The organism is Pedobacter sp. KBW01 (genome assembly GCF_003852395.1).
GTDB lineage: Bacteria > Bacteroidota > Bacteroidia > Sphingobacteriales > Sphingobacteriaceae > Pedobacter.
The window spans coordinates 47,110-70,882 of the sequence record NZ_QAJQ01000016.1 but is presented as its reverse complement, the minus strand read 5'-3'; the positions used below and the strand labels follow the sequence as shown (position 1 = coordinate 70,882).

The following is a 23,773-nucleotide window of genomic DNA, read 5'->3' as shown; positions in this document are numbered from 1 at the left end:
TCCGTCATGCTGAATTTATTTCAGCATCTCTCAAATGTACATTAGTTAAGAAAAGAGCCTAAAAACACCCGTCCGACCGACCGGACGGAAGTTCAGGGTGGCGCCGATGTGGGCACCATCGTTAATGAGCGGCGATTGAAGCCTGCTAAAACACATAAGGTTAGTTCTTTCCGTAAAAGGATGAACTAACCTTATTGCAATAACTTGTATATTTTAATAATCTACATGATAATCTTTCGGGAAGGGTTTTGCTGCCCAGGCCTTTTTTGCGGTCCAGTCTGCCGCGGGTGCAGCCCAAAACTCATCGCTGGCCGGTAATCCCAACGGCAGGAACGAGAGCGTAGCCATATACAAACTACCTGTAGAGGTATAGTAGTCGGCAATCTCAGGGTCGTGACCACAGAAGCCCAGTTGTAACCAGCCTTTGGCATCGAATGTACCAGGTATATCGTATAAATTCTGTTTCACTTTGGTTAGTGCCGAACGTACCTGTGCCGGTTTAATGGTATCGGGTAGTTTATGCATTAAAGCAACCTGACTTAAAGCCTGGAAAGCCCCTGTGCGGTAAGTAATGGAACGGCCAATGGGGGGGTAAGTGCCTTCGGGCGAAATCATCCGCTCCTGCCCTACCACATAACGCTGCATGCGTTTTAAAGCTAGGTCGTAACGCTCTTGTTTTACCAGTTTGTTATCCAGCATAATGGCCAAAGTATCAACCATCATCGGGTGAATTACGAAAGAGTTATAATAATCAAAAGTCAGGTTTGGCCCATCGCCATACCAACCATCGCCTTTGTACCAGCCGGTAAGCGCATCTACGCCTTCGTTCAGACGGGCTTCATCGTGTTGCTCGCCAATAGAGAGTAAAAAGGCTTCCGTAATAGAACCAAACAGTAACCAGTTATTTTTAAAAGGTTTGCGGTTACGCAACGATTTAAAAGCGGCCACAATGGCCTGCTTAGTTTCGGCTTTTAATGGTTCCCATATGGCTTTTGGTGCCCTTAAAAAGGTTTGAGCCAGATAGGCTGCATCTACAATGGGCTGATAATCTTTAGTAAAATTCAGTTTATCGGGACTGTTGGGCGCAAAGCAATTATCTAAACCCTGAACGGCCTGCAAACGTAGTTTTTTCCTTAAAATACCTTCTGCAGTTTCATCGTCGGGCAGGGCCAGCCAGGGTGCAATACCCGCGTAAGTACGGCCTACTGCTTCGAGGTACGATACTGTAGGAGAGCGCGAATCGAATTTGGGCGCGGTAATTAAAGGCATGTTTTTAACCAGGGTTCCGTTGGCCAGATTGGAAACCACCGGACTGGCAATTTTATATAAAAGTTTGTACCAGTATTCGCGGTCGTTTTTTAAGCGTGCGGGAGTCTCCTTGGCTGTAGCCGAGAGTACTGTTTTAGGATTAACTATTCCGAATACTCCGGTTAAGGATAAGGCTCCTATAAATTTTCTTCTTTCCATATTGTGGGTTATAAATACCAGTTTTTATAGCGCATCAGCGCCTCAAGATAGTAATAATCGGCGTAGCTTAATGGCACATCGATTTCTGATTTAAGCGGCAGTGCCCCGGTGCTGTGCATAAGCAGGAACCCCCCATTTTGGCCCGGTTTGGCACTGTAAGCTTCCGAAGAAAGTGAAACAATCATTTTGCGTGCTTCGCCCACAAATAATTTTTGCTCGCTTTTGCTGCTGTACTGACCCAGTTCTAATAAAGCCGAGGCAATAACGGCTGCGGCCGAGGCATCGCGATAAGTATTCGGGATTCCCGGAGCGTTAAAATCCCAGTAAGGAACCTGATCAGCAGGCATATTGGGGTTATTGATAATGAAACGGGCAATGTTTTTGGCCTGCTCTAAATAGCGTTTGTTTTTGGTAAAACGGTACATCATGGCGTAACCATACAGGGCCCAACCCTGCCCACGGCTCCAGGCCGACTCGTCTGATGCACCCTGGGCAGTTCCTTTTTTCAATACTTTACCGGTGGTCATGTCGTAATCAACCACATGGTATGAACTGTAATCGGAGCGGAAATGGTTTTTCAACGAAGTATCGGCATGGTGAATGGCAATTTCCTTGTATTTCGGATCGCCGCCATGATCTGTTACCCAGGCCAGGAGCTCTAGGTTCATCAGGTTATCGATAATTACAGGACCTTTCCATTGTTTATTGCTATTCCACGACTGGATCACTTTTGCCTGAGGGCGGTAACGTGTAACCAGTGAAGCTGCTGCTGTATCGATAGTAGGTTTGTACTCGGCCTTGCCGGTAATACGGTAAGCATTGCCAAAGCTGCAGAACATCATAAAACCTAAATCGTGATTTCCGGTATAGTGCTTTTCTTTTTCGAGTATGGCGAGGCGTTTTTCGGCTTCTTTCAGGGTTGCCTGGTCGTTGGTGTATTCGTAAATGTAAAGGAGTGAGCCTGGATAAAAGCCACTGCACCACCATTGTGTATCGCTGGTTTCGAGCCGGTTACTTTTGGCATAAAAAGTTTTCGGCATGCGGTTGTCGGGCGTGTTTTTAGCCAGAAGCTGATATTGTTTTTGCGCAAATTTAAACTGCTTATCAATCAGGCTTCTCATCGCTTCCTTCTCATCAGCAGCTTGCTGGGCAGGGGCCATTGCCACCGAAGCCAGTAAACAGATGCTGAACAGTATTCTCTTCATAGTTTAGGTATATTTTAATTAATGTTAAGCCCGGGGTGCAGGCTTTTTATATTGGTTCTGGCAAAATTGTGCTTTTGCAGGTTCAAAAAAGACGAAAATCCTAAGGGATGGGGTAGAAAATTCTAAAGTGATGGGTGCTTTGGTAACGTTTTGGATATACCTGGATCGTCATTCCTTTCTCGCTTTGTCATGTTGAGCGCAGCGAAGTATCTCTCCTGGGTTAGTAGGAACTGCGAGGTGATCGTCATCCCCGCACCTGTAGGTAGCAATCTTATTCTATACAGTAATGCTGAATTTATTTCAGCATCTCTCAATTGTTAGCGTTAGTTAAAGAGAGACCCTGAAACGAGTTCAGGGTGACGATAACGGGACTACCCATGCGCTAATCTTAAAACACCACCTTTATCACACTATTCGTATTCCCTTCAACAGGTTTCAATTCTCCATCAAATACGATTTTCAGGCATTCTTTATTCTGTTTCCAGTTTAGGGGGGCATCAGTATCGGCCATCATTACGGCCTTAATTTCGAGCATGGCCGTGTTTAACGATTTAATAATCAGTTCGCCATTAAGGACTTCTTTTAAATGGATTTGCAGTTCATCGTGCTTACCCGAATAAAAAATAATCGGTTCGAGCATTCTGATGTCGACAGCGTTTTTTAAAGGATTTGAAAGAGAATTATTTGTGTTTTGGGACGGCATATGCTGAGGGTTATTTAGAATGGAAAATGACCATCCTGGTTAAATGATGGTGTAAGGGGGCTAAGTTGCCGGCTTATAAGTGGACACAACGGATGGCCCACTTATCCCGGCTATTGATCAACTAACTCTTTTCTTGTTTGGTATGGCTGCGTTGTTTTTGGCAGGCTAAGCCACTGGCCAATAAGTTGCAACCATTTGTATTGATCAAATTTGGTGTATTATCCATGAAAAAAAGACGAAGATTCTAAAAGAAAGGGTAGAAAAATCCGTAATATCGTGCTAAAATCCTTCGATAACACTCAGGAAAGCAATCATCTTCCTATATTTATTGGATAGCTAACTAACTTGAACCTACAAAATTGAATATGAGATGTGATAAGCCTGTTAGGCTGTTGCTTGGCCTGTTAATTTCCCTTACTTTTTTTTCGGCAAGGGGCCAGCTTGCTGTTTCTTTTTCAAACCTCACAGTCGAAAATGGCCTGTCGCAAAATTCGGTAATGGCCATTGCCCAGGATAGTACGGGTTTTATGTGGTTTGGCACACGCCAGGGCCTTAACCGTTACGATGGCTATCGCTTTAAAATTTATAAAAACGAAGTTAAAAACCCAGCCAGTATTTCGGGCGGAGAAGTTACTTCGCTGTTAACCGATGCCAAAGGGGTGCTGTGGGCAGGTACCACCAGTGGATTAAACCGGTACCAAACCCCGAACGATTCCTTTTTGCGGATCAAAGGCCTGAGCAGCAACAATGTGGAGGCCATTTACCAGGATCGGGATAAAAATGTCTGGGTAGGCACTTTAAACGGATTAAATTTACTGGTAAACCGCGAGCAAAACCAATTCAAAACTTTTCGTTTCAGTACAAAGGCTGGCGATCCGGTAAACAGTATTTACAGCATCTGCCAGGATAAAAACGGTAATCTTTGGATAGGAACGGGAAACGGAGTAGTGCTGGCGAGCCTGCGTAATGGCAAGTTTCAATATAAAAAAGTAAGCTTTCCATCTCCTCTGCCTTCTAATTATATTACAATTATAGCAGCCGATGTAAAAGGGAATATTTGGATGGGTACCAGCAACGGCCTGTGTAAGTTTGATGTGTTGCATAACAGCCTGCGGGTTTTTCAACACGACAATCGAAACCCTAATTCGATTATCCATAGCGACATTAGGGAAATTATGGAGCATAAGGGGCTTTTGTGGGTAGGCACACAAGATGGCCTGAGTATCCTGAATCCTGAGGAGGAAACTTTTACCAGTTATCAGCACGATCCGGAAATTGCGAGTACCATTAGCCACAATTCTATTCATAACATTTTTGCCGATAAAAATCAGAACGTTTGGATTGGGACTTACTTTGGCGGGGTTAATATGGTATCGCCCATTGCTACCCGGTTTAAAGTTTACCGCAACAGCAGGTTTATGCCCAGCATTAGTGGCAATGTGCTGAGCTCGGTACTCGAAGACGCCCAGCACAACCTGTGGATAGCTACTGAGGGTGGCGGACTGAATTATTACAACCGCAAAACCAAGACTTTTAAGAACTATAAAAGTAATTCTACCGATTCGCTGAGCATCAGTTCGAACCTGATTAAGATCATGAAGAAGGAAGGCCCCAACAGCGATAAAATTATTATCGGTGCACACCGCGGGGGACTGAACATTTTTGATCCAAAAACGGGTAAGGCGCAGCACATTAAAAATGTACGCGATGCGTTAGGGGCAGTGGGTACTGCCGAAATTCTGGCGCTCGAAGTAGACCGGCGCGGTACCATCTGGATTGGTTCGCAAAACGGATTATCGACCCTGACCAGAAAAAGCGGCAAATACCCAACACATACTACCAAGAGTATTTTAAACCGTTACCTGCTCAAAAAAATTATCCTCAATATATTTGAAGACAGTCGCGGCGACCTTTGGATTTGTACCAACACCGGCCTGTACCAGTACAACATTAAAACAGGGGTACTGACGGTTTTCCATAAAAACGAGGGCAAAAGCAATAAACTGCAATCTGATTACATTAACTGCATTACCGAAAACAGTGCGGGCGAAATGCTGATCGGAACTTACTTTGGTGGCTTGAGCATTTATAACCCTAAAACCAAAACATTTAAAACCTTTCAGGAAAAGAACGGGCTGATTAACAACAATGTACTGGGGATAGTTGAAGATGCCAGCCATAATTTATGGCTAAGTACAGCCAATGGCCTTTCTGAACTGAACCCCGCAACGGGCAGGTTTAGGAATTATACCAAAAGCGACGGGTTGGCGGGTAATGAGTTTAATGCACGGTCTTATTTTATCGATAGCCGGGGCGAGATATTTATGGGCGGTATAAATGGCCTCACTTCTTTTTATCCCCGCGAAATTGAGCTGAACAACTATGCTTCGCCACTGATTTTTACGGGCCTGAAATTGTTTAACCAGTATGTAAGCGAAAAGGATGGAAAACTGGCCGAAGAAATTAATACGGGCCAAAGGCTTACTTTTAACCACGACCAGAATAATTTTACCATCGAGTTTGCGCTGCTTAACTTTGTAAAACCCGATAAGAACAAATACGCCTATTTTTTAGAAGGTTTTGATCGTGGGTGGAACGATATGGCCACACCCAGTGCCAGCTACACCAATTTACCTGCCGGTAATTACCGTTTTATGGTTAGGGGTACCAATAACGATGGCATTCCGGGAGCTGAGGTGGCTACCATTCAAATTAGGGTGCGGCCAGCCTTTTGGGCCAGCTGGTGGGCTTATTTGTTTTACCTTTTGCTGTTTTTGGCCATGCTTTTTCTCATTGTGCGTTACCTCTTTGTGCGGGCATTGTTAAAAAGAACAGAGGATGTACAGCGGGTAAAGCTCAGGTTTTTTACGCATGTGTCGCACGAAATCAGAACGCCGCTTACACTGATATTAGGTCCGCTGGAAAACCTGCTTAAGAGCACTAAAGACCTGCCGGTGATTAATAACCAGATTTTGCCGATTAAGCGCAATGCCGATCGTTTAATGCAACTGGTAACCGAACTGATGGATTTCAGGAAAACAGAAACAGGCAACCTGAAACTGCAACCACAGCAACAGGACGTGGTACTGTTTTTACGCGAAATTTTCAATGCTTTTGAACAGCTGGCCGAAAGCCGCAATATTGCATATCATTTCGAATCGGATGGGCAACCAATAGCCATCTGGTTTGATAAATTACAGATGGAGAAAGTGTGTTTTAACCTGCTTTCGAATGCCTTTAAATTTACCCGCGATAAGGGCTCCATTAGTGTAAGCATTAAAGAAAGCAAAAATGAAGTACAGATTGAGGTACGCGATAATGGAATCGGGATTCCGGAAAGCAGTACCAGCAAACTTTTTAGCGATTTTTTCCAGGTAAATAGTCCGGGTTTTGTACACATTGGTTCGGGTATTGGCCTGGCCTTATCTAAGAGCATTGTAACCGCGCATAACGGCGAGCTGTTAATGGCCAGCATTCCGGAAAGTGATGCACAGGCTGGTAATACCTGTTTTACGGTAATTTTGAAAAAAGACGGTAGCTGGGTGGAGCAGCTTGAGCCTTATGAACCGGCTGCCGACGGACAGGAAAGCACTACCTATGTGGTACCTATGCCGGTGCCCGATGTTGCAGTGGGTACATTGAGCCCGAAACAGACTTTTAAGGAGACGATTTTACTGGTAGAAGATAATCCAGAAATCAGACAGTTGCTGCGTAATACTGTGGGGCTAAACTACCAGATTTTAGAAGCCGAAAACGGACAGCTGGGTTGGGAGCTGGCCAGCGAGCAGTTACCTGATCTGGTGATTTGCGATGTAATGATGCCGGTAATGAACGGACTTGATTTATGCCGCAAGCTTAAAACCGACGAGCGTACGGCACATATCCCCGTGATTTTGTTAACCGCCCGGGTGTCGCAATCGCAGCAGGTAGATGGGCTCGAAACCGGAGCCGACAGCTACATTACCAAACCTTTCAGTATTGAACTGATGTTGCTGAATGTGCGCAATTTGCTGCAGTCGCGGGCTAACATGCGCCGCAAGTTTGGCGAGCAGGCTAATCTGGATCCGCAGGATGTCACCATTAATGTGGTTGACCATAAATTTATGCTTAAGATTACCAAATGCATTGAAGAGCGCTTAAGCGATCAGCATTTTGGCGTGCAGGAACTGGCCCGCGAAATAGGTATGAGTCAGCCGGTGTTGTATAAGAAAATAAGGGCCATTACCGATTTATCGGTTAACGATTTTGTGAAATCGATCCGCTTAAAAAAGGCCGCAGTTTTATTGGAAGGCAGGGTTTATAATGTTTCGGAAGTGGCGCATTTGGTAGGCTTTAACGATCCGAAGTATTTTAGCCGTGAGTATAAGAAACAGTTTGGTTATACACCTAAGGTTTATTTGAGTAATCAGAAGGGGAAGGAGTAGGTTTGGGTAGTAGGGTGCAGAAAAACCCAATCCGTCATGCTGAATTTATTTCAGCATCTCTCAATTGTTTGTCTTACTTAAGAAGAGATCCTGAAACAAGTTCAGGGGTGACGGCTATGCAAGGGGTGTCCGGATCAAAGGAGCGCACCACCTTTACCCCGCAATCGTCTTTCCCATTCGCTAATCGTAATTCCCGCGTATGCGGGAATCTTAATGCTTTAGCTAGTGTAGGCACAGGCTTTCCTCCGCTCACCGCCGCGGGGCTCTTACTTTTCTCTTGATAGAAAAGGAGAAATCTTAACACCGTTCAAAAAAAAGAGGCTGCTCTCTTGAAGTGAACCCCAAAAGTTAGACAAAAACTTTTTGGGGCACATCATCTTTTACTGGAGAACAGCCTCTTTTGCAATTTGTTTAGAAGCCACTAGGGGCTCATTCTTTAGTTTCTAATTAATGGTGCTGGATTTCATTATCCGGATTTTGTTGTTTCCCTGATCCGCGATGAGGAAACTACCTGCATGTGCATTGTATTTTATAGCCCAGGGCAGGTTAAATCTGGCAATGGCAGCGGGGCCATCAACATTTCCTGCAGTACCTGTAACTGCATTAACGCCTGTTATACTATCATCAGTACCTGATCCGGCTAGTAAACCGAATATTGAATTCGTAGTTACTTCACTTGTTACTCTTGCTATAGAATGTGCTTTCTCACTACAAACAAAAATTACTCCGGCAGGACTAATGAATATTCCGGAAGGGTCGTTAAAATTGGTGGTTTTTGTTTGTTTTAATACGGTTCTGGCACCTGATGAAACCGTAACTCTGAAGAGATAACTTTCAGTAGATCCAAAGGTATTTCCGAATGAACCTAAGTAAAGTGATGTTTTACTAGGATTTAGCGCAATTGCATTTGGCGCATATATGGTTGCTGTACCAAGTGTGCTAACGGTATTGGTACTTAATGCTATTTTGCGAATCCTGCCGACTGATGTGCTGGCCGATAAATCTGACAGGTATAATGCACCACCTGCCTCATCTAAATCAATCCCGCTAGGATTAGTAAATGTAGCTGCTGTTCCAACTGCATCTGCAGTACCTGCTGCCCCGCTACCTGCAATGGTAGTTACAACGGCGGTCATGTTGGTTGGATTAATGGTTATTTTTCTTACTTTATTGCCCGAATATTCGGTTACATACAACTCGGTTCCAGCCTGGTTAATTACCATACCTTTTGGTTTGTTAAATGTAGCCGCTGTTCCGGTCCCGTCAACGCTACTTGCTGTAGCACTTCCGGCTAAAACAGTGGTATTCCCATTTCTGCTTACGCGTATTATGCGGTTGTTATTCTGATCGCAAATGTAAATGTTGCCCCGCTTATCGTTGGCTACATCGGTTGGAGCATTTAAAGTAATTCCGTTGTTTAATGTAAGCGAACTCACCATCAAAGTTGTAAGTACAGGCTCCGGATATGCGGCGGTTTTAACGGTTAAGGGTAAACTAACCTGTTTAGCTGCCGAACCGGTGTTTGTTGCAGTAATGGCATTGGAAGCAAAATAGGTATCGTTAAGCACTTCAAATTTCATATCACCCGAAAAACGGACGCGGACACTCAGCTTTCCGTTCTCGTCGGTAACGGCTGTTGTATCTAATTTAAATGCAGTTTCGCCCGTGATTTTTGAACTTACGTTAACCGTTACGCCGGGTAAAATCTGATTGTTTGACTGATCGTAGACCAGCACATCCACAGGTGCTTTTGGGGTAAGTTTTTTAGATCGCAAAGTTATGCTCCGGTTTTGGGCATAGGCCATGCGCGTAATTGCAGAATCGGGGGAGAAGAACGCTGGATCGGTTGTTTTAATTTTTACCTCACCCTCATAAGGAGCATTCAAAATTAATTTTCCATTACTGCCCGTTGTGCCTGTCAGGCCAATAGCTTTGAAATCAGTTTCACCGGTTAATTTTTGGAGTACAACAATATCAATACCGGGCAACAATGTGCTATTGTCTTTATCTAACACCGTAACCTCTAAAGGTACAGTTGTTGGTTTAAGCTTTGCAGTTAAATTAACAGTCTCCCCCCTTACATTTTTAAGTGCTGTTTTTAGGGTGTCAGGAAAGTACTTCATGGTATCGCCCACGATTACCCTTACCGCATTTGGATAAGGTAACGAAACGATCAACTGTCCGTTAGTGCCTGCATGTTCCAAACCTCCGGTGGAAGTATAAGTGTCGGCTCCGGGTGCTTTGGTATCAATTAACATGGGGAAATTGGAAATACCAGCATTAAGCTCGTCTTTAACGGCTATGTTTAATGGCGCCATACCATACTTAGGTGTAGTATGCAAAACCACATTTGCAGCACTGTTAAAATAAAGCGCTTGCTCACCTTTGTGATAATATGTGGTATCTACTTCAACTTTAATATTATTGGGATAGGGTAATTTGGTGCTTATTTGACCATCTTTATCTGTTCGGATGGTATCTACCTGCGTATATACCCCCGATGCCTCGGTTTGGCGACTGATAATAACTTTAACTCCTGCCACAGGCAACTGGTCATCGTCATTAATCACTTTTACGGCTAAGGTTTCCTTTTGGGTAGTTGTATTGTTAAAAGCTTCGTTTGCAAACTTTTTACAGGCAGCAAAGCACAAAGCAATACCCAGGATTATAATATAGTATTTGTGTTTCATCTATATATTTTTTAGTAGTGGTGAACCGGTTTACCCAAAGAAGGGACGATTCACCACTTAGTTTTTGATTTGAAATCTATTTCTAATCGTTGTTCGCGCTATTATTTATAAAACTCTACCTCATACAGTTTCAACCACGATTTTCCGTTCAGTTTCCAGGAGTCGTTTATGTTTACCCCAAACCAATAGATAATCTGCGAAGCGATATCTGAATTGGACACTGCCATAATGGTATTGCCTGATGGAGCAGTTGCATTACAGATTGATTTCTCGAAGGCTGTCCATGAGCCGCCGTTGCCTCCTAAAATCAGGTCTTTGCCTACAGCTGCAGGAGTCTGATTGAGCAATTTGGTACCATTTACCTGTTTACATGGCCAATAGCCAATTAAACTTGCATAGCTGGCATCGGTGGTTTTTATCCCATCACTGCAGGTAAAGTTTTTAATTTCATCATCTGAAAGCGCTTTATTGTAAATGGCAATATCGTTTACGGCATAAGAAGAGGTGCTTACAGCCGAGTTAATGTTACCTAGAATCAAATCATAAGGTACTGTACCAATATTACGGCCGGTAATATCTACCGCGGCTCCAGGTACCCCATCTACATAAAGGACCGCCATTCTTTTGCCGGCATCTGTATAAATTTTTAACGTAACGGCATACCACTTATTGAGATCGAAATTAGCGGGTGCATATACATAAATTAGTGTAGAACTGTTATAACCCATTACTACCCTGAATCTACGAGTTGCTGTTGCACTCAGTTCTACCATAAATTCCCAGCCATTTACCGTGCCATAAGAAGTATTTAATTTAGACAGGATTACCGCATGGGCATTTGCACCACCTGTTGATTTTACTTGCACTTTTAGCTGCATGGTTTTATCGCCCGTAGTTCCTATATCGTAAAGCGCTGCATTGGCAGAAGCCAGTACTGCTTTTACGTCTGTAACGGCTTTAGCCGCCGGAAATAAAAAGCCATCGGTTAAAGGCACATTATCAATTTCTACTTTCTTAAAAGCGGGGTGATAATAAATGTTAAACGAGTTGCGCTCGCGTTCGGTTTGGCTGGTAAAGCCTTTGTTATAGCCGCCGTGGTTAGAAGTAATAACCACCAGCCACTCTTCATTGTTATAGGTTTTACGGGCTTTAACAGCTTCCAGTAATTTGCCAATATAGGTATCAACCTGTGTTACGGCAGCTTTATATTCGGGCACATCGGCCGAGTAACCGTATTTCAATCCGGCCTGGTTTACCTGGTTAAAATTTACCACAATCAAATCGGCTTTGTTGATGCCAATTTTCTTCACGGCGGTATCGGCTGCGGCAGCATCGTTGTTTACAGCAATTGGCTCATCGGCATAAAGCAGCAAACGATCTACCAGGGTTTTCCATGGTGAAATGGCTACTGAATAACGCATTTTTGGGGTGGCCTGCAAGCGTTCAATTAACGATGGATATTCTACAACAGCATCATGTTCGCTGGCACTTTCGGGTACGATAAAAGTGCTGTCCTGTATTTTGTGGATGGTGGCAATACCTGTCATGATATTTTTCCAGGTACCTGCATCGCTCACAGGTGCATCGCTCCTGCTCTGCCACGAATACTTACTGTTGGGTAGTATGGAAGCGATAACAGGCGGCATAATTTTTTTCATGTCTTCGCCGGTTGTGCCATCGATACCAATTAGCAAAACCTTTCTTTTCTTTACCGAAACAATTTCCTGTTTCTCGAAAACGGCCGGTGGATCGTAATATTTTTTACAACCAAAAATAACGGCACACAGCAGCAGAATAGCAAGCGTACTGTATTTTTTTAAACTAAACGGATAATTCTTCATTGTTGGTTTATTTTATGTTTTTTGGATGAATTAACTTGGATCTGATAACCAAACCGCCTCTGTTAACAAGGGATATTTGGCTAAAATTTTAGCTTTGGAAACGGCACTTACCGTAATGCCCCATTTGGTTAAAAAAGGCTCCATATCGGTTTTGGTAAATTCGGATAAACGTTCGTAAAAGAAATCGATCTTATCCTGGTTGCTCGATGAGGTAAACCGGGCATGGCGTGCTTCGGTGGTTAAGTAGGTAATAAACTCAAAACCGTAGCGCTCCATTAACTGGATAAACATGCCCAATTTGGCATCTTCTGATGCATTGGCGTAAGATTTGGTGCCGGTAGGACTCACAAAAGCCAGCGCAGCAGTCATTAACCGCTTGTAATTGCTGTGTTTGTAGCCATGGTATTTGGTTACTTTGAGCGAGAAAATGTTGTTTGATACTTCTCCATTGCCATCAAAGTTCCAGGTATTGTTCATCTGCATATTGTGCCCAAGCTCGTGGTAAGTACCCCAGTTTTGGCCAATAACGCCACTCAGGGTTACCGCCTGCTGAAAATAGTTGTCGTTGGCCATCGCTACTACCGGGTAGCCGCTATGTTGTGCACCCACTGATGGTTGAATATCGTGTACAATGCGCCATGGCAACATTGGGTTTAAGTCGCGGGCATCGGCCGCATTTTCTGATAAGCCATACCATTCCCAGTAGCAGTGCAGAATCTGCTCATCCCAGGTTTGCATTAAAGCGGTTGGGCTGGCAATCGGGAATTTGGCTAAACGCGATAGCGGTAAAGTAAAAATGATCCGCTTGCCACGCAGCTCGAAAAAGGGCACGGTAGTTTTGGCAATCATGGCCTTCCATTCCTCATCGGTAGTTTGGCCCAGTACAAAATCGGGCGATTTAACCGTTCCGGTAAAAGTGAATTCTACCTTGCGGCCCAGTGCCCTTGGTGGGATAATGTAAACCTGACCACCATACAGGTTACGGATAAGGTTTTTGCCCGGTGCCAGGGTATGGCGGCTGTAAATAACCGGTGCCCTGAGTTTGGTTTGCAGGCTGGTCAGGTCATCATCCCAGGCACCAATCTGCGCAGTCATACCATATTCTCCGGAAGGAACATCGACCTGAATCAGCTCGCCAGCGGGAGCGTACATCCCCGTGCTAAACCAGCCTTGCGGCGGTACTGAAATTCTTAAATTGGCATTGTTTGCGTATACAAAATCGAAATCGAGTGTTACTTTGGTGTTTTTTAGCCGCGGCTCGGTAATGGATACCAAACCCGGGAAAACCCTGGCCAGATTAAACTGCGAGCGGTCTATCTTGTATTTGGAAGTATCGAGTTCCTGATTGCCAAAGGTATCTATTACCTCTGTTTTACTATAGCCATCTTCGAAAGCGTAGCCGTAATCTTTTTTGCAGGCCTGTGTAAGCAGCAAAAGCGCAGCACAAGCAGAAGTTAAAACTGTTATATGTTTACTTTTCATGGCCTCGGTTATTTTAAAATATTATTGTAAATAGGCGTCCAAACTTTCCCATCGAGGTTAAAGCCAGTTGCATTGATGTTTAGCCAACCCAGAATAAACCTCGGTATATCAATACCCCTTGGAACTTTTTGATAAAGTTCGGGGGTTGGTTTGATGCAAAATTTACTGTCGTAATCTTCGAAGTTTATCCACTGCGGGCTTTTCTGAAAAACAAAATCGTTTTTCGATTTACTGTAATCTTTTACTAAAGTGCCGGCACCATTTAGGGATGGCCAATAACCGATTAGGTTATTATAGTTTGGATGTCGGCTATCTAAATCTACCTGACAGGCAAAATCTTTAATGATAGCATCGGGAACAGCCGCATTAAAAATCCTGACGTCGGTTATAAACTGTGTTGCACTATTACCATAACCAGAACGGTAGCCTGCCACTAAAGGCTCGCTGTTGTTCGCATTTCTACCGGTTATTACTGTAGCTGGCCCAACCGGATCGCCATCCTGGTAGAGCTGCACATACCTGACTGTACCCACGAAATAGACCTTAAACCCAATATTGTACCAGGTATTAACTTCCATAGCTTTGGTTGTAGGGGTAGCTATTGCTGCCGAAGCCAGACCACCCAGGCGCCAGGTACCGTTCGATCCGTTGTGGATAATCCACCAGCCGGTAGTAGCGTTGGCAGGGCTCGATGTTTTAAAGAAAATGGGTGCATTGAGTGTGCCGAAAGCCTGCACTTTTAACTTAAATTCTACAGTATATTCTCCGGTGGTACCGAAATTGTATGCGTTCGATTTGACTGCATCAACGCTGGCAAGCGTATCGCCACTTAGTTTACCATAACTTCCATAATAGGGAAGGGAATTTAGGTTGGTAGGTTTGTTGTAAATGGTCGATTTGAAAATAGGATTATACAGAATCACAAAGCTGTTTAACAAGGGCTTACTGTACAGGGTTTGATCCATTAAAGCAGGAATAACCGGATAATTTCCGCCTTTGTTGGAGGCAATAACAATAAGCCAGTTTTCTTTGCTAAAACTGGCGCGGGCCTTAATGGCATTATTTAGCTCACCAATATAGGTGTCAATATTGGTGATGGCTGCGGCATACTGAGGCACGCTGGCATCGTAGCCATATTGTGCACCGGCTTTATCTACACCCTGAAACTCGGCCAGTACCACTGCGGCATCGTTATTGGCCAGCTCGGTTAAGGTGGCTGTTTTTACGGCCTCATCGGTAGCAAAAGTGCTGTTTACATCGGCATTGCTAATGAGCTTACTGCTTAAGCTTTGCGAAATGCTAAATGCAGCTGTTCTTAACGCAGTGTTATCTTTAACACGTTTAAAAAACATAGGGTAATCAGTGAGTTTGTTGTTCGCAAAATCTTCGCTAATCACCTTATGCTTGGTTTTATCATAGCCCGTAAGCATATCTGCCCATGAAGTGGAATTTAAGCCATTTTCATCCGATACGGAATTGATGGTAAACATGCCAGTCTTAATCATGCGCGAGAGGTTGGGCGTAGGCGATTTGAAAATAGATTCGCCACGTGCACCATCAACAATTATGTACAATACTTTTTGCTTTTGGGCATCGGCTACCTCGCCGCCGGTATTGTTAGAGAAGTCTTTTTTATCGGCCAGTTCTTTATTGCAAGAAAAAACTGCCACTAAGGCCACTATTAAAAGGGCTGCCAGTGGGTAGCTAAATGCCGGCTTTTTTATTTTATTTTTCATTGTAAGCTATTTGGTTAACAACGTGATTATGGTTTGAACGAGATGCGTACTGCACCGGCTACCTGCTGGTTATCGAAAAGAGAAATAGTACCTGCAATAAGTGCGGTAGGGTTACCAAAAATGTCGGTGCTTTCGTAAACATCGTTTACAATGCCCTGAAATTTACCGGTATTGTTGTATCCGGCGGCCAGGCTTCCATTGGGGTTTAATACCATAAAGCCTTGTCGGATAATTCCGTCGTACTTTTTAAATGAACCGAATACGAGTATTTTACCGCTTTTTAACTGAAAGGCTTTACTGATGTTCCCGCCTTCAATGGTTTTAAGCACCAGGCTTTTGTCCACCGTGCCATCGGTATTTAACATCACCAGGCCTTTGGAGGCAAATCCGTTATAATTGCTAAATGCACCAGCAACCAGGTATTTGCCGGAGGTTGCACTGTAGGTAAGGGCATTGATGGCATCGTCGGCACCAGTGCCCGAAGGGTAAGTTGGATCTATAAGTCCATTGGTGCCAATGCGCGTAATGCGGTTGCTGTTTAAACCCTGATAGGTGGTAAATGAACCCACGAGGATAATTTTGCCGTCGCTTTGCATTAATGCATCACTAACGGGGCCATTGCCGGCAACCAAAGGCAAATTGGTAGCTACATTAAAATTATAACTCGAATCCATTTTACCATTCATGTTCATTTTTAACAAGTTGTTGAGTTTGGTATAGCCCACTACTTTATTGTCGCGTGTAGAACGCTCGTAGAAAAATTCGGCATAGTTAGTAAAGCTGCCTACCACATAAATGCTGTTGTTGTAATTGAAAACTTTGTTTACTACACCATTTACGCCGCCATTAAAGGTGGCTACGGTATCGTAAGAATGGTCGGAGGTTTTACCTACTACTTCTACTACCGTTGAATCGACAGAACCATTACTGTTTAAGCGGGTTACGCTGTTCATGCCGATAACGTTGTTGTAAGTAGTGAGTGTACCGCCTACGATAAACTGTCCACTTGCCAACCTGAGGATAGAAGATATGGGGCCATTTGCACCTTTACCTGTTGAAAAACCAGAAGTAATAAAACCGTTTGCATCAGTTAATACGATGTTGTTGATGGGCTTTTTGATCGTGGCTGCAGCCATGTAATTGCTAAAGGAACCCACCATTACCAGGTTGCCATTGGCTAAGGGTAAAACCTGCCTGATGCTGGCGAAACTGGTATTTGAAGCAAAAGTGGCATCAATCTCAACCTTGCCTTCTACGCGGTAAGCCGGGCCAAAAAAGATCTGGTCGCCTACAATCAGTGTAGTTCCGCCTGTGCTGGCACCCGCCGGAAAAAGTACGGTAATGGCTTTGTCGGTTATTTTGGTAATGCTGGCTTCGGTATCGTTAATGTAAAACTTAACCTTGTCTTTAAAAGGTATGAGTCCGGTTACCTCGAAGGTAATTTGGGTTGCCCCGTTTACCTGTTCGGTGTCGGCTACATCAGAAGCGAATTTAATACCCAGCGCTACTTTACCTCCTGCATAGGGATCTTCGCTAATGGGATTTTCCTTTTTACATGATGCGAAGGAAAGTGCCAGCAGCAGCAGGCAGACCAGATGGGTATTTTTAAAAATTTGTTTATTTCTTAACATAATGCTGTTTTTATTAATTCCCAATTCCATTTTCTATTGCTATCGAATTAAAATAGGCGCTGTTAAAGCCAAAGGAGTGCTTTTCCATTTTAAGTGCGTGTACAATCCCGTTTGTGGGGTTGATATCAGATGAAGCTACTGGTGCGTTGATCCAGAAGGCTTGCGGGCGCGAGAGATCGGGGATATACGAAATCATCAGTTGCCTGTAGCCTGCATATTTTACCCTAACCTCGTTGGCAGTACCAGCATTGGTTACGGCATCGTTATACACCACGCCAATGTTCAAGGGCGCACCGTTGTACGAAAGATAACCCTGCCCTTTGTAGGTGTTCAGGGCCAGCGTATCAACCTGACTGTAATCTTTAAGACGGTTGGTGCCTTTAAAGACATAAAGCGAAAGTGCTGTTTTCCATACCGCGGGTTTAATATCCGAAAGTTTGTTTACGGTATCTTTACCGGTTGAGCGGAGCTCTTTGTTCAGTGTACGGATAGCGCGGTTAATGGTTGGATCAGTAGGAGCAAAAAAGGTAATGTTATCGCCGCTAAAAGTACTTTCCATGCCGGCCAGTTTAATTACCTGGGTTAGCGTATCGAAATGCAGGGGTTTGGCCTGTAGGTACTGCAAAATGGTACCCTCAAATTTGGCTTCTTTTACGCCCCCATCAATGTAGTGTTCGTATTTTTTGCAGCTAAAGGCTAATCCGGTAAGTACAAGTACCAGGCTCAGCAATAGTGTGTTTTTGTTAAACTTATTCATGTTTAAGGTGTGCTTTAATGGGTTAGCGCCAGTAATTGTTCAAAGTCATGTAGGGGTTGTTAAGGGTTGCACTGGGGTCGATTGGCCAGGTCCATGCACCCGCCTGAAACGCTGAAAACGAAAGTGGGTTAGGTGTAAACTTAGGGTCGAGAATTCTTCTGGTGCGTACCAAATCGTAAAAGTGGTGCCCTTCGCCCATGAGTTCCTTCCCTCTTTCTAAAAAGATGGCATCTTTAATTTTCCCTTCGCCCGGGTTTGCCGGAAAGAGATCGGCACCGGCACGGGCCCTGATTACGTTGAGCAAGGTTGCTGCCTCGCCATCCCTGCCCAGTTCGGCCAGTGCTTCGGCGTGCAGTAAAATGGCATCGGCCAAACGGAAAATAATGGGGTTATCATCAAGAGACTGAACAAGTGCTGCCCTGTTAAAAAATTTGTAGAACTGCCACAAGCCTGTTTCGTCGTAAATATTCTCATCAAACCAGATTGTTTTTCTTTTATCGGTACCATCTTCAGGATAAATCCTTTTCATGTAATCGCTTTTATAAGCCATTTCCGAATAAGGCCTGTCGCTGGGGAAGAAAGGAATATGCACTACCGAGAAGGAATATTTATACCTCGCATCGGCAACCGATTCGCCGGTATTATCGCTCAGTTGAACCTCGAAAAGACCTTCCTGCGATTTACCAAACATGATGAGGTAAGTTTGTTCAATCGGGATTAAGCGATAGGCTTTTTGCTGATCTACACCTATATCCTGCAGTTCGTTACCGAGTTGGTCTACTGCATCGTAATAGCTGGCTGAATTGGCGGCATCAAAACCGGCACACCACATGTTCATGTGCATCATTAAATCAATGGCTCCACCACGCATGGCCCTGATGCCTCTAAAAGTAGGATCGCTGTAGGTCCAGGGCAAATCGTTTTTTACGGCACCTAAATCGGCCAGGCAATTTTTAAAAACCGTAACCATGTTGGTACGCGGCAAAGCTTCCTGGTTATAGGCTTCGGTATAATAGGGTACATCGCCAAATAACCTGGTTAGGAAGAAATAAGATATGCAGCGCATAAAAACAGCCTCAGCAATATATTGTTTCTTTTTCTCCGAGGTAAGGATGTTGTCTGGCATTTCTGCTACCTCTTTTACCATAATGTTAGCCGCCTGGATCACTTTGTAAAAGGGAGTCCATTGCTGGATCAGATCATATCTCGATCTTAGCTGAAACCATTCGTTAATGGCATTGGCTTCGTAACCAGGTAATGAACGGTCGGCACGGGCCGCAATGGCCATTTTAAGGTTGTTGGTGGCCATGTAGTCAAAATCAATCCGGCCCGGATAATTTTTGACAGAAGACCTTGCCCATCCGCACCGGGTATCGCCGATTTCGAAAAGTACATTTTTCATCGATGCTTCTCTAAACAAGCGGTACAAGCCCAAATCGTAGCTTTGTACATCGGCTTCGTTTTTCCAGTAATTGTTGCCCGATAGTTTACTGAGCGGCTCTACGTTTAAGAACTTTTTACAGCTAAAGTTTACACTCAACAGCAGCAGTGCTGCTAATAGATATATTGTTTTTTTCATCGTGTTCCTGTTTATAATTGAATGTTTAAGCCCAAAGCATAGGTTCTGCGTACGGGGTAACCACCAGAGCTATCCCGGCCCAGCGAACTCACAGTTTCGGGATCGGCACCCGAGTAAAAACTAAAAGTGTGGATGTTGTTGGCTGTAGCAAATACCCTTAAGCTGGTAATGCCCAGACGTTTGGTTAACTGTGGCTTAAAGTTGTAACCCAGTGTTACCGTAGCCAGTTTTAGGTACGAACCATCTTCCTGAAACAGGGTTTGGTTATAACGGAAAGGCAAAAACTGTGTCGATTTATCGGTCGCCCCATAGTTTCCGTACCGCAAATAATCGTAGGGATTAGGATAATTTGCAATATCGCCCGACTGGCGCCATATATTGTATTCGCTTATGGGTACCAGGTTATTGGCCGAAAAAGGCGAAGCAAAGTTCTGAAAGCCCGAAGCCAGCGGGTTGTTCAGGATATCGCGGTGCCAGGTATAAGCTATAATTACGTTAAGCGAAAAGCCCTGGTACGATACGAAGTTGCTGATACCACCGTTAATTAATGGCTGGGAGTTGCCGGCCCCCACCATATCTTTCGAGTCGAGTACGTAATCGCCATTGATATCGGCATAATACGGATCGCCTGCCTTGAAATACACGGGTACAGCACCGTTAAAAGTATGGTAACGGGTACCATTGGCCGGGTTAACTGGCACGTCATCATTGGTAGCAAATACACCTTTAAAATTGTAAAGGATATTGGTTAAAGAGTTGCGGCCCAGGCGGTACAATATGGCTTGTCCGGTAGCGCCTCCCTCAATTAAGATCTGACGGGTAGCATCAGGAAGGGCGGTAATTTTTTCCTTATTGTAAGCGCCGTTAATGCTCAGGGTCCAGTTTACCTTGCTGGTAGCCGGCAATGGCCTGAAACTTAGAGCCAGTTCATAACCGATGTTTACGTTGCTAACCTCGTTGGTTTTAAGTTTGGTAAAGGCATTGTGTGTAGTAATGTTCTTTTGCCAAAGCTGGTTATCAACCATTTTGTAATAAGTATCGAAGGTTAGGGTAATGCGGTTTTTAAAGAGGTTTAAATCTAAACCCGCATTGTACTGGGTAGTAGAGGTGGGCAATAATTTAATGTTGGGCAGGTTGTTAAAATCGATAGCCGTAGTTGGAATACCGTTGTAATTGCCATAATAATCATAAGTACCATTGGCGTCGAATACGCTACCCACCGGGGCAATGTTTCTACCCCACGATAGGCGGAGCATACCTACATCGAGCCATTTGGAGTTGGCCAGGAAGTTTTCTTTGTTGAAATTCCATTTTACAGCCAGCGATGGGTTTTTAGCCCATGGTGCATTTAAACCTGTACTCGAAGTACCATCTAAACGGAAAGTAGCCTCGATGAGGTATTTGGTTTTGTAGTTGTAAGATAAACTTCCGGCGAGCGATGCTGCTCTCGAATCGGAGTAGTTATCTAACACCCCGCCACCCGAGCTTGCTGCTGCAGTGCCGAAGGGCCCCTGGTACTGATCGTTGGTATACTGATTTTGCTTAATGGCATGTGCCTGGAAATTGCGCACATACACCTCAGAGAAAACGTAGGCACCCAGGTTATGCACATCTTTTTGAAAGGATTTGTTAAAGCTTAACATGGCCCTGTTGTATAAGGTGCTGCGCTTATCGTTGTACGAGTAAACACCTGCCACATTGTTATTTAATATGGCGGGGTTAAAGGTTTCGGTGGTTCCCATCGAGTAATCGTAACTGGTGATGTTAGAGAGCGCCAAACCGGTAAGAAATTCGTAACGGGCCTCTACGCTGGTTTTAATGTTGCCAGCTTTATTGTCGTTATCAACAATTAAAGCACCCAAAGCTGCACTGCTGTTAATTAAACTGGGGCCGGGCAATAAAGATGAAGAGCCTGCACCTGAGGCTACTCCGGTTTGCAGTAAACCATTACCACTCCCTTTTTGGGTGTTACCCAAACTGCTTGATAGGATAAGGTTTACATTAAATTTAGGACTGGGTTTGTAACGGGTATTCATGCTCAGCGAGTAGCGGGTAAAACCGGTATTTTCCTGAATCCCCTTTTCATTGTAATAACCCACGTTAATTTTATAGTTAAAAGAATCGTCGCCACCGCTTGCATTTACATTGTGCTGCTGGTTATAGGTAGAGCGGTAAAAAATGCTTTGCCAATCGGTAGAGTTGTTGTAAAAGGCATTTAAACTATCGGCCAGCATGGGTGTGTTGTCGATACTTTGGCGCGCCGAATATATATTGGTTCCATAAGTGTAAATTTCCCAAAGCCTTAAATTACTTTCGGCAGCACCACCAATTACCTGACGCAGTTTAGGCGGGGTGTTGAAGAAAAAGTTGGTTGAGTACTGAATAATCGGGGTTTTCGATTTACCTCTGCGGGTATTGATTAAAATTACCCCATAAGCACCCTGTGCACCATAAAGGGCTGTTGCACTGGCATCTTTTAAGAAGTTGATTTCTTCAATATCCTCGGGTGGGATTAATGATAAGGGACTAATGCCCGGGCCGTTGCTCGAAAAGCCATACTGGTAATCGGTATTTAAATCAACCGGTACCCCATCAATTACGAACAAGGGTGAGGTTGGAGTTAAAAAGGCATTATCGCCCGAACCGGTTACGCTGATGCCGGATAAACCACGCATATTAATGGTTGGTGCCGCACCCGGACTACCTGTATTGATCTGGATGTTTAAGCCCGGTACTTTGGCCTGAAACAATTCGGCTACGTTACTTACAGGCACATCCTGGATATCTTTGCCTTTTAATGAGGTTACCGCCCCCATTACGGTTTCTTTTGTTTTTTGGGCGTAACCCACTACCACAATGTCTTCCAATGAGGTACGGTCTTCGGCCATTACAACCTTGAGGTCGTTTTTGCCATTTAACTTTACCGTAACATTTTTATAATTGAGGTATTTGAAGGTTAGTGTTGCGTTATCGGGTACGCTTACCGTAAATGAACCATCATCTCTGGTCATTCCTATTGCCCGGGTAGTGGTACTGGCCATAATGGTTACGGCTGGTATGCCGTTTCCATCACTTTTATCTACCACCTTACCCTTTACGCTGATGAGGGTTTGGGCCGATACTGTGCCCCCCCATACTGCCAGCGTTACCAAAAACAATAAATTTAGGATGTATTTTTTAGTCATATCTGTATTGTAAAAACTCATGTTCAACTTATTTTTCTGGGGATTAGTCGTTGGTAAACCGCGGGTTATCTTTATTAAACCAGAAAATGACTTCCCAATCGCCCTTTTCGAAAATGGCAAAGTCTAAACCCAGGTTGGCCTCTACCCTGAAGCCACCAAAACCAATGCGATCGTAAGCGAAAGCCACGCGGGCTCGAGTACCGTTAGCGTTGGTGTAAGGCGTTGGGATGGTTACAAGTGGGATGGGATAAGCGGCATCGTACTTTACAGCCGTAGTGCTCATTTTCATGTTAAAGCCATGTACCAGTTTTGTCCAATTGGTGAGTTTAAATTTGGCGGGGTCGATGGGTTTGAGCAGGGTATCTAAAAACTTAAATGAAATGGAATTGCCTTCGCCCACTTTATTAAACAGGATGGTTACATCGCTGCTGGATAAAGGCTGTCCGGATTTATCGCCCACTATACCGTTCAGTAATGTTGGGGTAATGGTGCCGCCTGTATTGGCCCCGGTTAGCGGATTAATGCGGTTGGGCTCGTAAGGCAGCTCTCTTTGCGGCTGCAATACCAGGTTATTGAAATATTTACGGCCGCCATTGTTCGATACTTCTACGTCGAAAACATAGCCCGAATCGGGCAATGCTTTTACAATATTGCTTTTGGCCTCTGCCCACATGATAAACTCGCCCGAGTGCTCGCCTACTTCAAACAGGGTATGCTGCTCGGTGCTGCGTTTGGCTTCAATTTCCTGAATCGATTTCTCGCTCCCATCGTAGGCTTTTTTCCACACCAGTACAGGAAAGGGTTTTAACAACTCGGGGCTGGTAATGCCATCGCTATTGCGCATGGCCACGATTTTGAAGGTGAGTGGTAAGGATGAGCTTTCGATATTAAAATTATCGCCCATTAAAGTGGTACGGCCCAGTATGGGTTTGTAAACGGTTTGTTTAAATCCGGCATCCTTATTAAAGGCATCGGTATCGCTCGGCAATAATTTTTTGCAGCCCAGTATGGCCAATGCGCCAATGGCTACAAAAAATAAGGCAATTGATTTATTTCTTGGTATCATATAACTG

At 44.2% G+C, this 23,773-nt stretch carries 13 protein-coding genes; 1 reads left to right on the top strand and 12 read right to left on the bottom strand.

All coding sequences use genetic code 11. The features are described 5' to 3' along the window. Positions 1 to 213: 213 nt before the first annotated feature. The 3 genes from DBR40_RS17275 to DBR40_RS17265 form a co-directional block, all read right to left on the bottom strand. Entirely contained in the window at positions 214 to 1,467 is a 1,254-nt protein-coding gene (locus tag DBR40_RS17275; protein ID WP_124560992.1) for a DUF2264 domain-containing protein, read from the bottom strand. 8 nt (positions 1,468 to 1,475) lie between these two features. Further along, positions 1,476 to 2,672 carry a glycoside hydrolase family 88 protein gene (locus tag DBR40_RS17270; RefSeq protein WP_124560991.1) on the bottom strand — a complete coding sequence of 399 codons (1,197 nt, stop codon included), beginning with the start codon at positions 2,670 to 2,672 and terminating at the stop codon, positions 1,476 to 1,478. Between the two features lie 388 nt (positions 2,673 to 3,060). Beyond that, a complete protein-coding gene (locus DBR40_RS17265; RefSeq protein WP_124560990.1) occupies positions 3,061 to 3,375 on the bottom strand; it encodes a hypothetical protein in 315 nt (104 codons plus the stop codon). 365 nt (positions 3,376 to 3,740) lie between these two features. Between DBR40_RS17265 and DBR40_RS17260 the strand changes: the two genes are divergently transcribed. Continuing rightward, on the top strand, positions 3,741 to 7,799 hold the full coding sequence (locus DBR40_RS17260) for a two-component regulator propeller domain-containing protein (RefSeq protein WP_124560989.1): 4,059 nt from the start codon (positions 3,741 to 3,743) through the stop codon (positions 7,797 to 7,799). Positions 7,800 to 8,242: 443 nt separating this feature from the next. On the opposite strand, the gene DBR40_RS17255 is transcribed toward DBR40_RS17260, so the two are convergent. From DBR40_RS17255 to DBR40_RS17215, 9 genes are all read right to left on the bottom strand, one after another. Further along, entirely contained in the window at positions 8,243 to 10,489 is a 2,247-nt protein-coding gene (locus DBR40_RS17255) for a hypothetical protein (RefSeq protein WP_124560988.1), read from the bottom strand. Between the two features lie 101 nt (positions 10,490 to 10,590). Beyond that, complete coding sequence (locus DBR40_RS17250) at positions 10,591 to 12,330, bottom strand: alkaline phosphatase family protein (protein WP_124560987.1); 1,740 nt, start codon at positions 12,328 to 12,330, stop codon at positions 10,591 to 10,593. 30 nt (positions 12,331 to 12,360) lie between these two features. Next, positions 12,361 to 13,812 carry a M60 family metallopeptidase gene (locus tag DBR40_RS17245; protein ID WP_124560986.1) on the bottom strand — a complete coding sequence of 484 codons (1,452 nt, stop codon included), beginning with the start codon at positions 13,810 to 13,812 and terminating at the stop codon, positions 12,361 to 12,363. Between the two features lie 8 nt (positions 13,813 to 13,820). Beyond that, on the bottom strand, positions 13,821 to 15,548 hold the full coding sequence (locus DBR40_RS17240; protein WP_124560985.1) for an alkaline phosphatase family protein: 1,728 nt from the start codon (positions 15,546 to 15,548) through the stop codon (positions 13,821 to 13,823). 26 nt (positions 15,549 to 15,574) lie between these two features. Then, positions 15,575 to 17,179, bottom strand: a complete 1,605-nt coding sequence (locus DBR40_RS17235) for a DUF5008 domain-containing protein (RefSeq protein WP_158674074.1) — start codon at positions 17,177 to 17,179, stop codon at positions 15,575 to 15,577. Between the two features lie 13 nt (positions 17,180 to 17,192). Next, complete coding sequence (locus DBR40_RS17230; RefSeq protein ID WP_124560983.1) at positions 17,193 to 17,936, bottom strand: fasciclin domain-containing protein; 744 nt, start codon at positions 17,934 to 17,936, stop codon at positions 17,193 to 17,195. A gap of 22 nt (positions 17,937 to 17,958) precedes the next feature. Then, positions 17,959 to 19,515 (bottom strand): RagB/SusD family nutrient uptake outer membrane protein, encoded by a 1,557-nt coding sequence (locus DBR40_RS17225; RefSeq protein WP_124560982.1) that lies wholly within the window; start codon positions 19,513 to 19,515, stop codon positions 17,959 to 17,961. A gap of 11 nt (positions 19,516 to 19,526) precedes the next feature. Further along, entirely contained in the window at positions 19,527 to 22,721 is a 3,195-nt protein-coding gene (locus DBR40_RS17220; RefSeq protein WP_124560981.1) for a SusC/RagA family TonB-linked outer membrane protein, read from the bottom strand. A gap of 22 nt (positions 22,722 to 22,743) precedes the next feature. Beyond that, on the bottom strand, positions 22,744 to 23,766 hold the full coding sequence (locus tag DBR40_RS17215; RefSeq protein WP_124560980.1) for a DUF5007 domain-containing protein: 1,023 nt from the start codon (positions 23,764 to 23,766) through the stop codon (positions 22,744 to 22,746). Between the last annotated feature and the right edge of the window lie 7 nt (positions 23,767 to 23,773).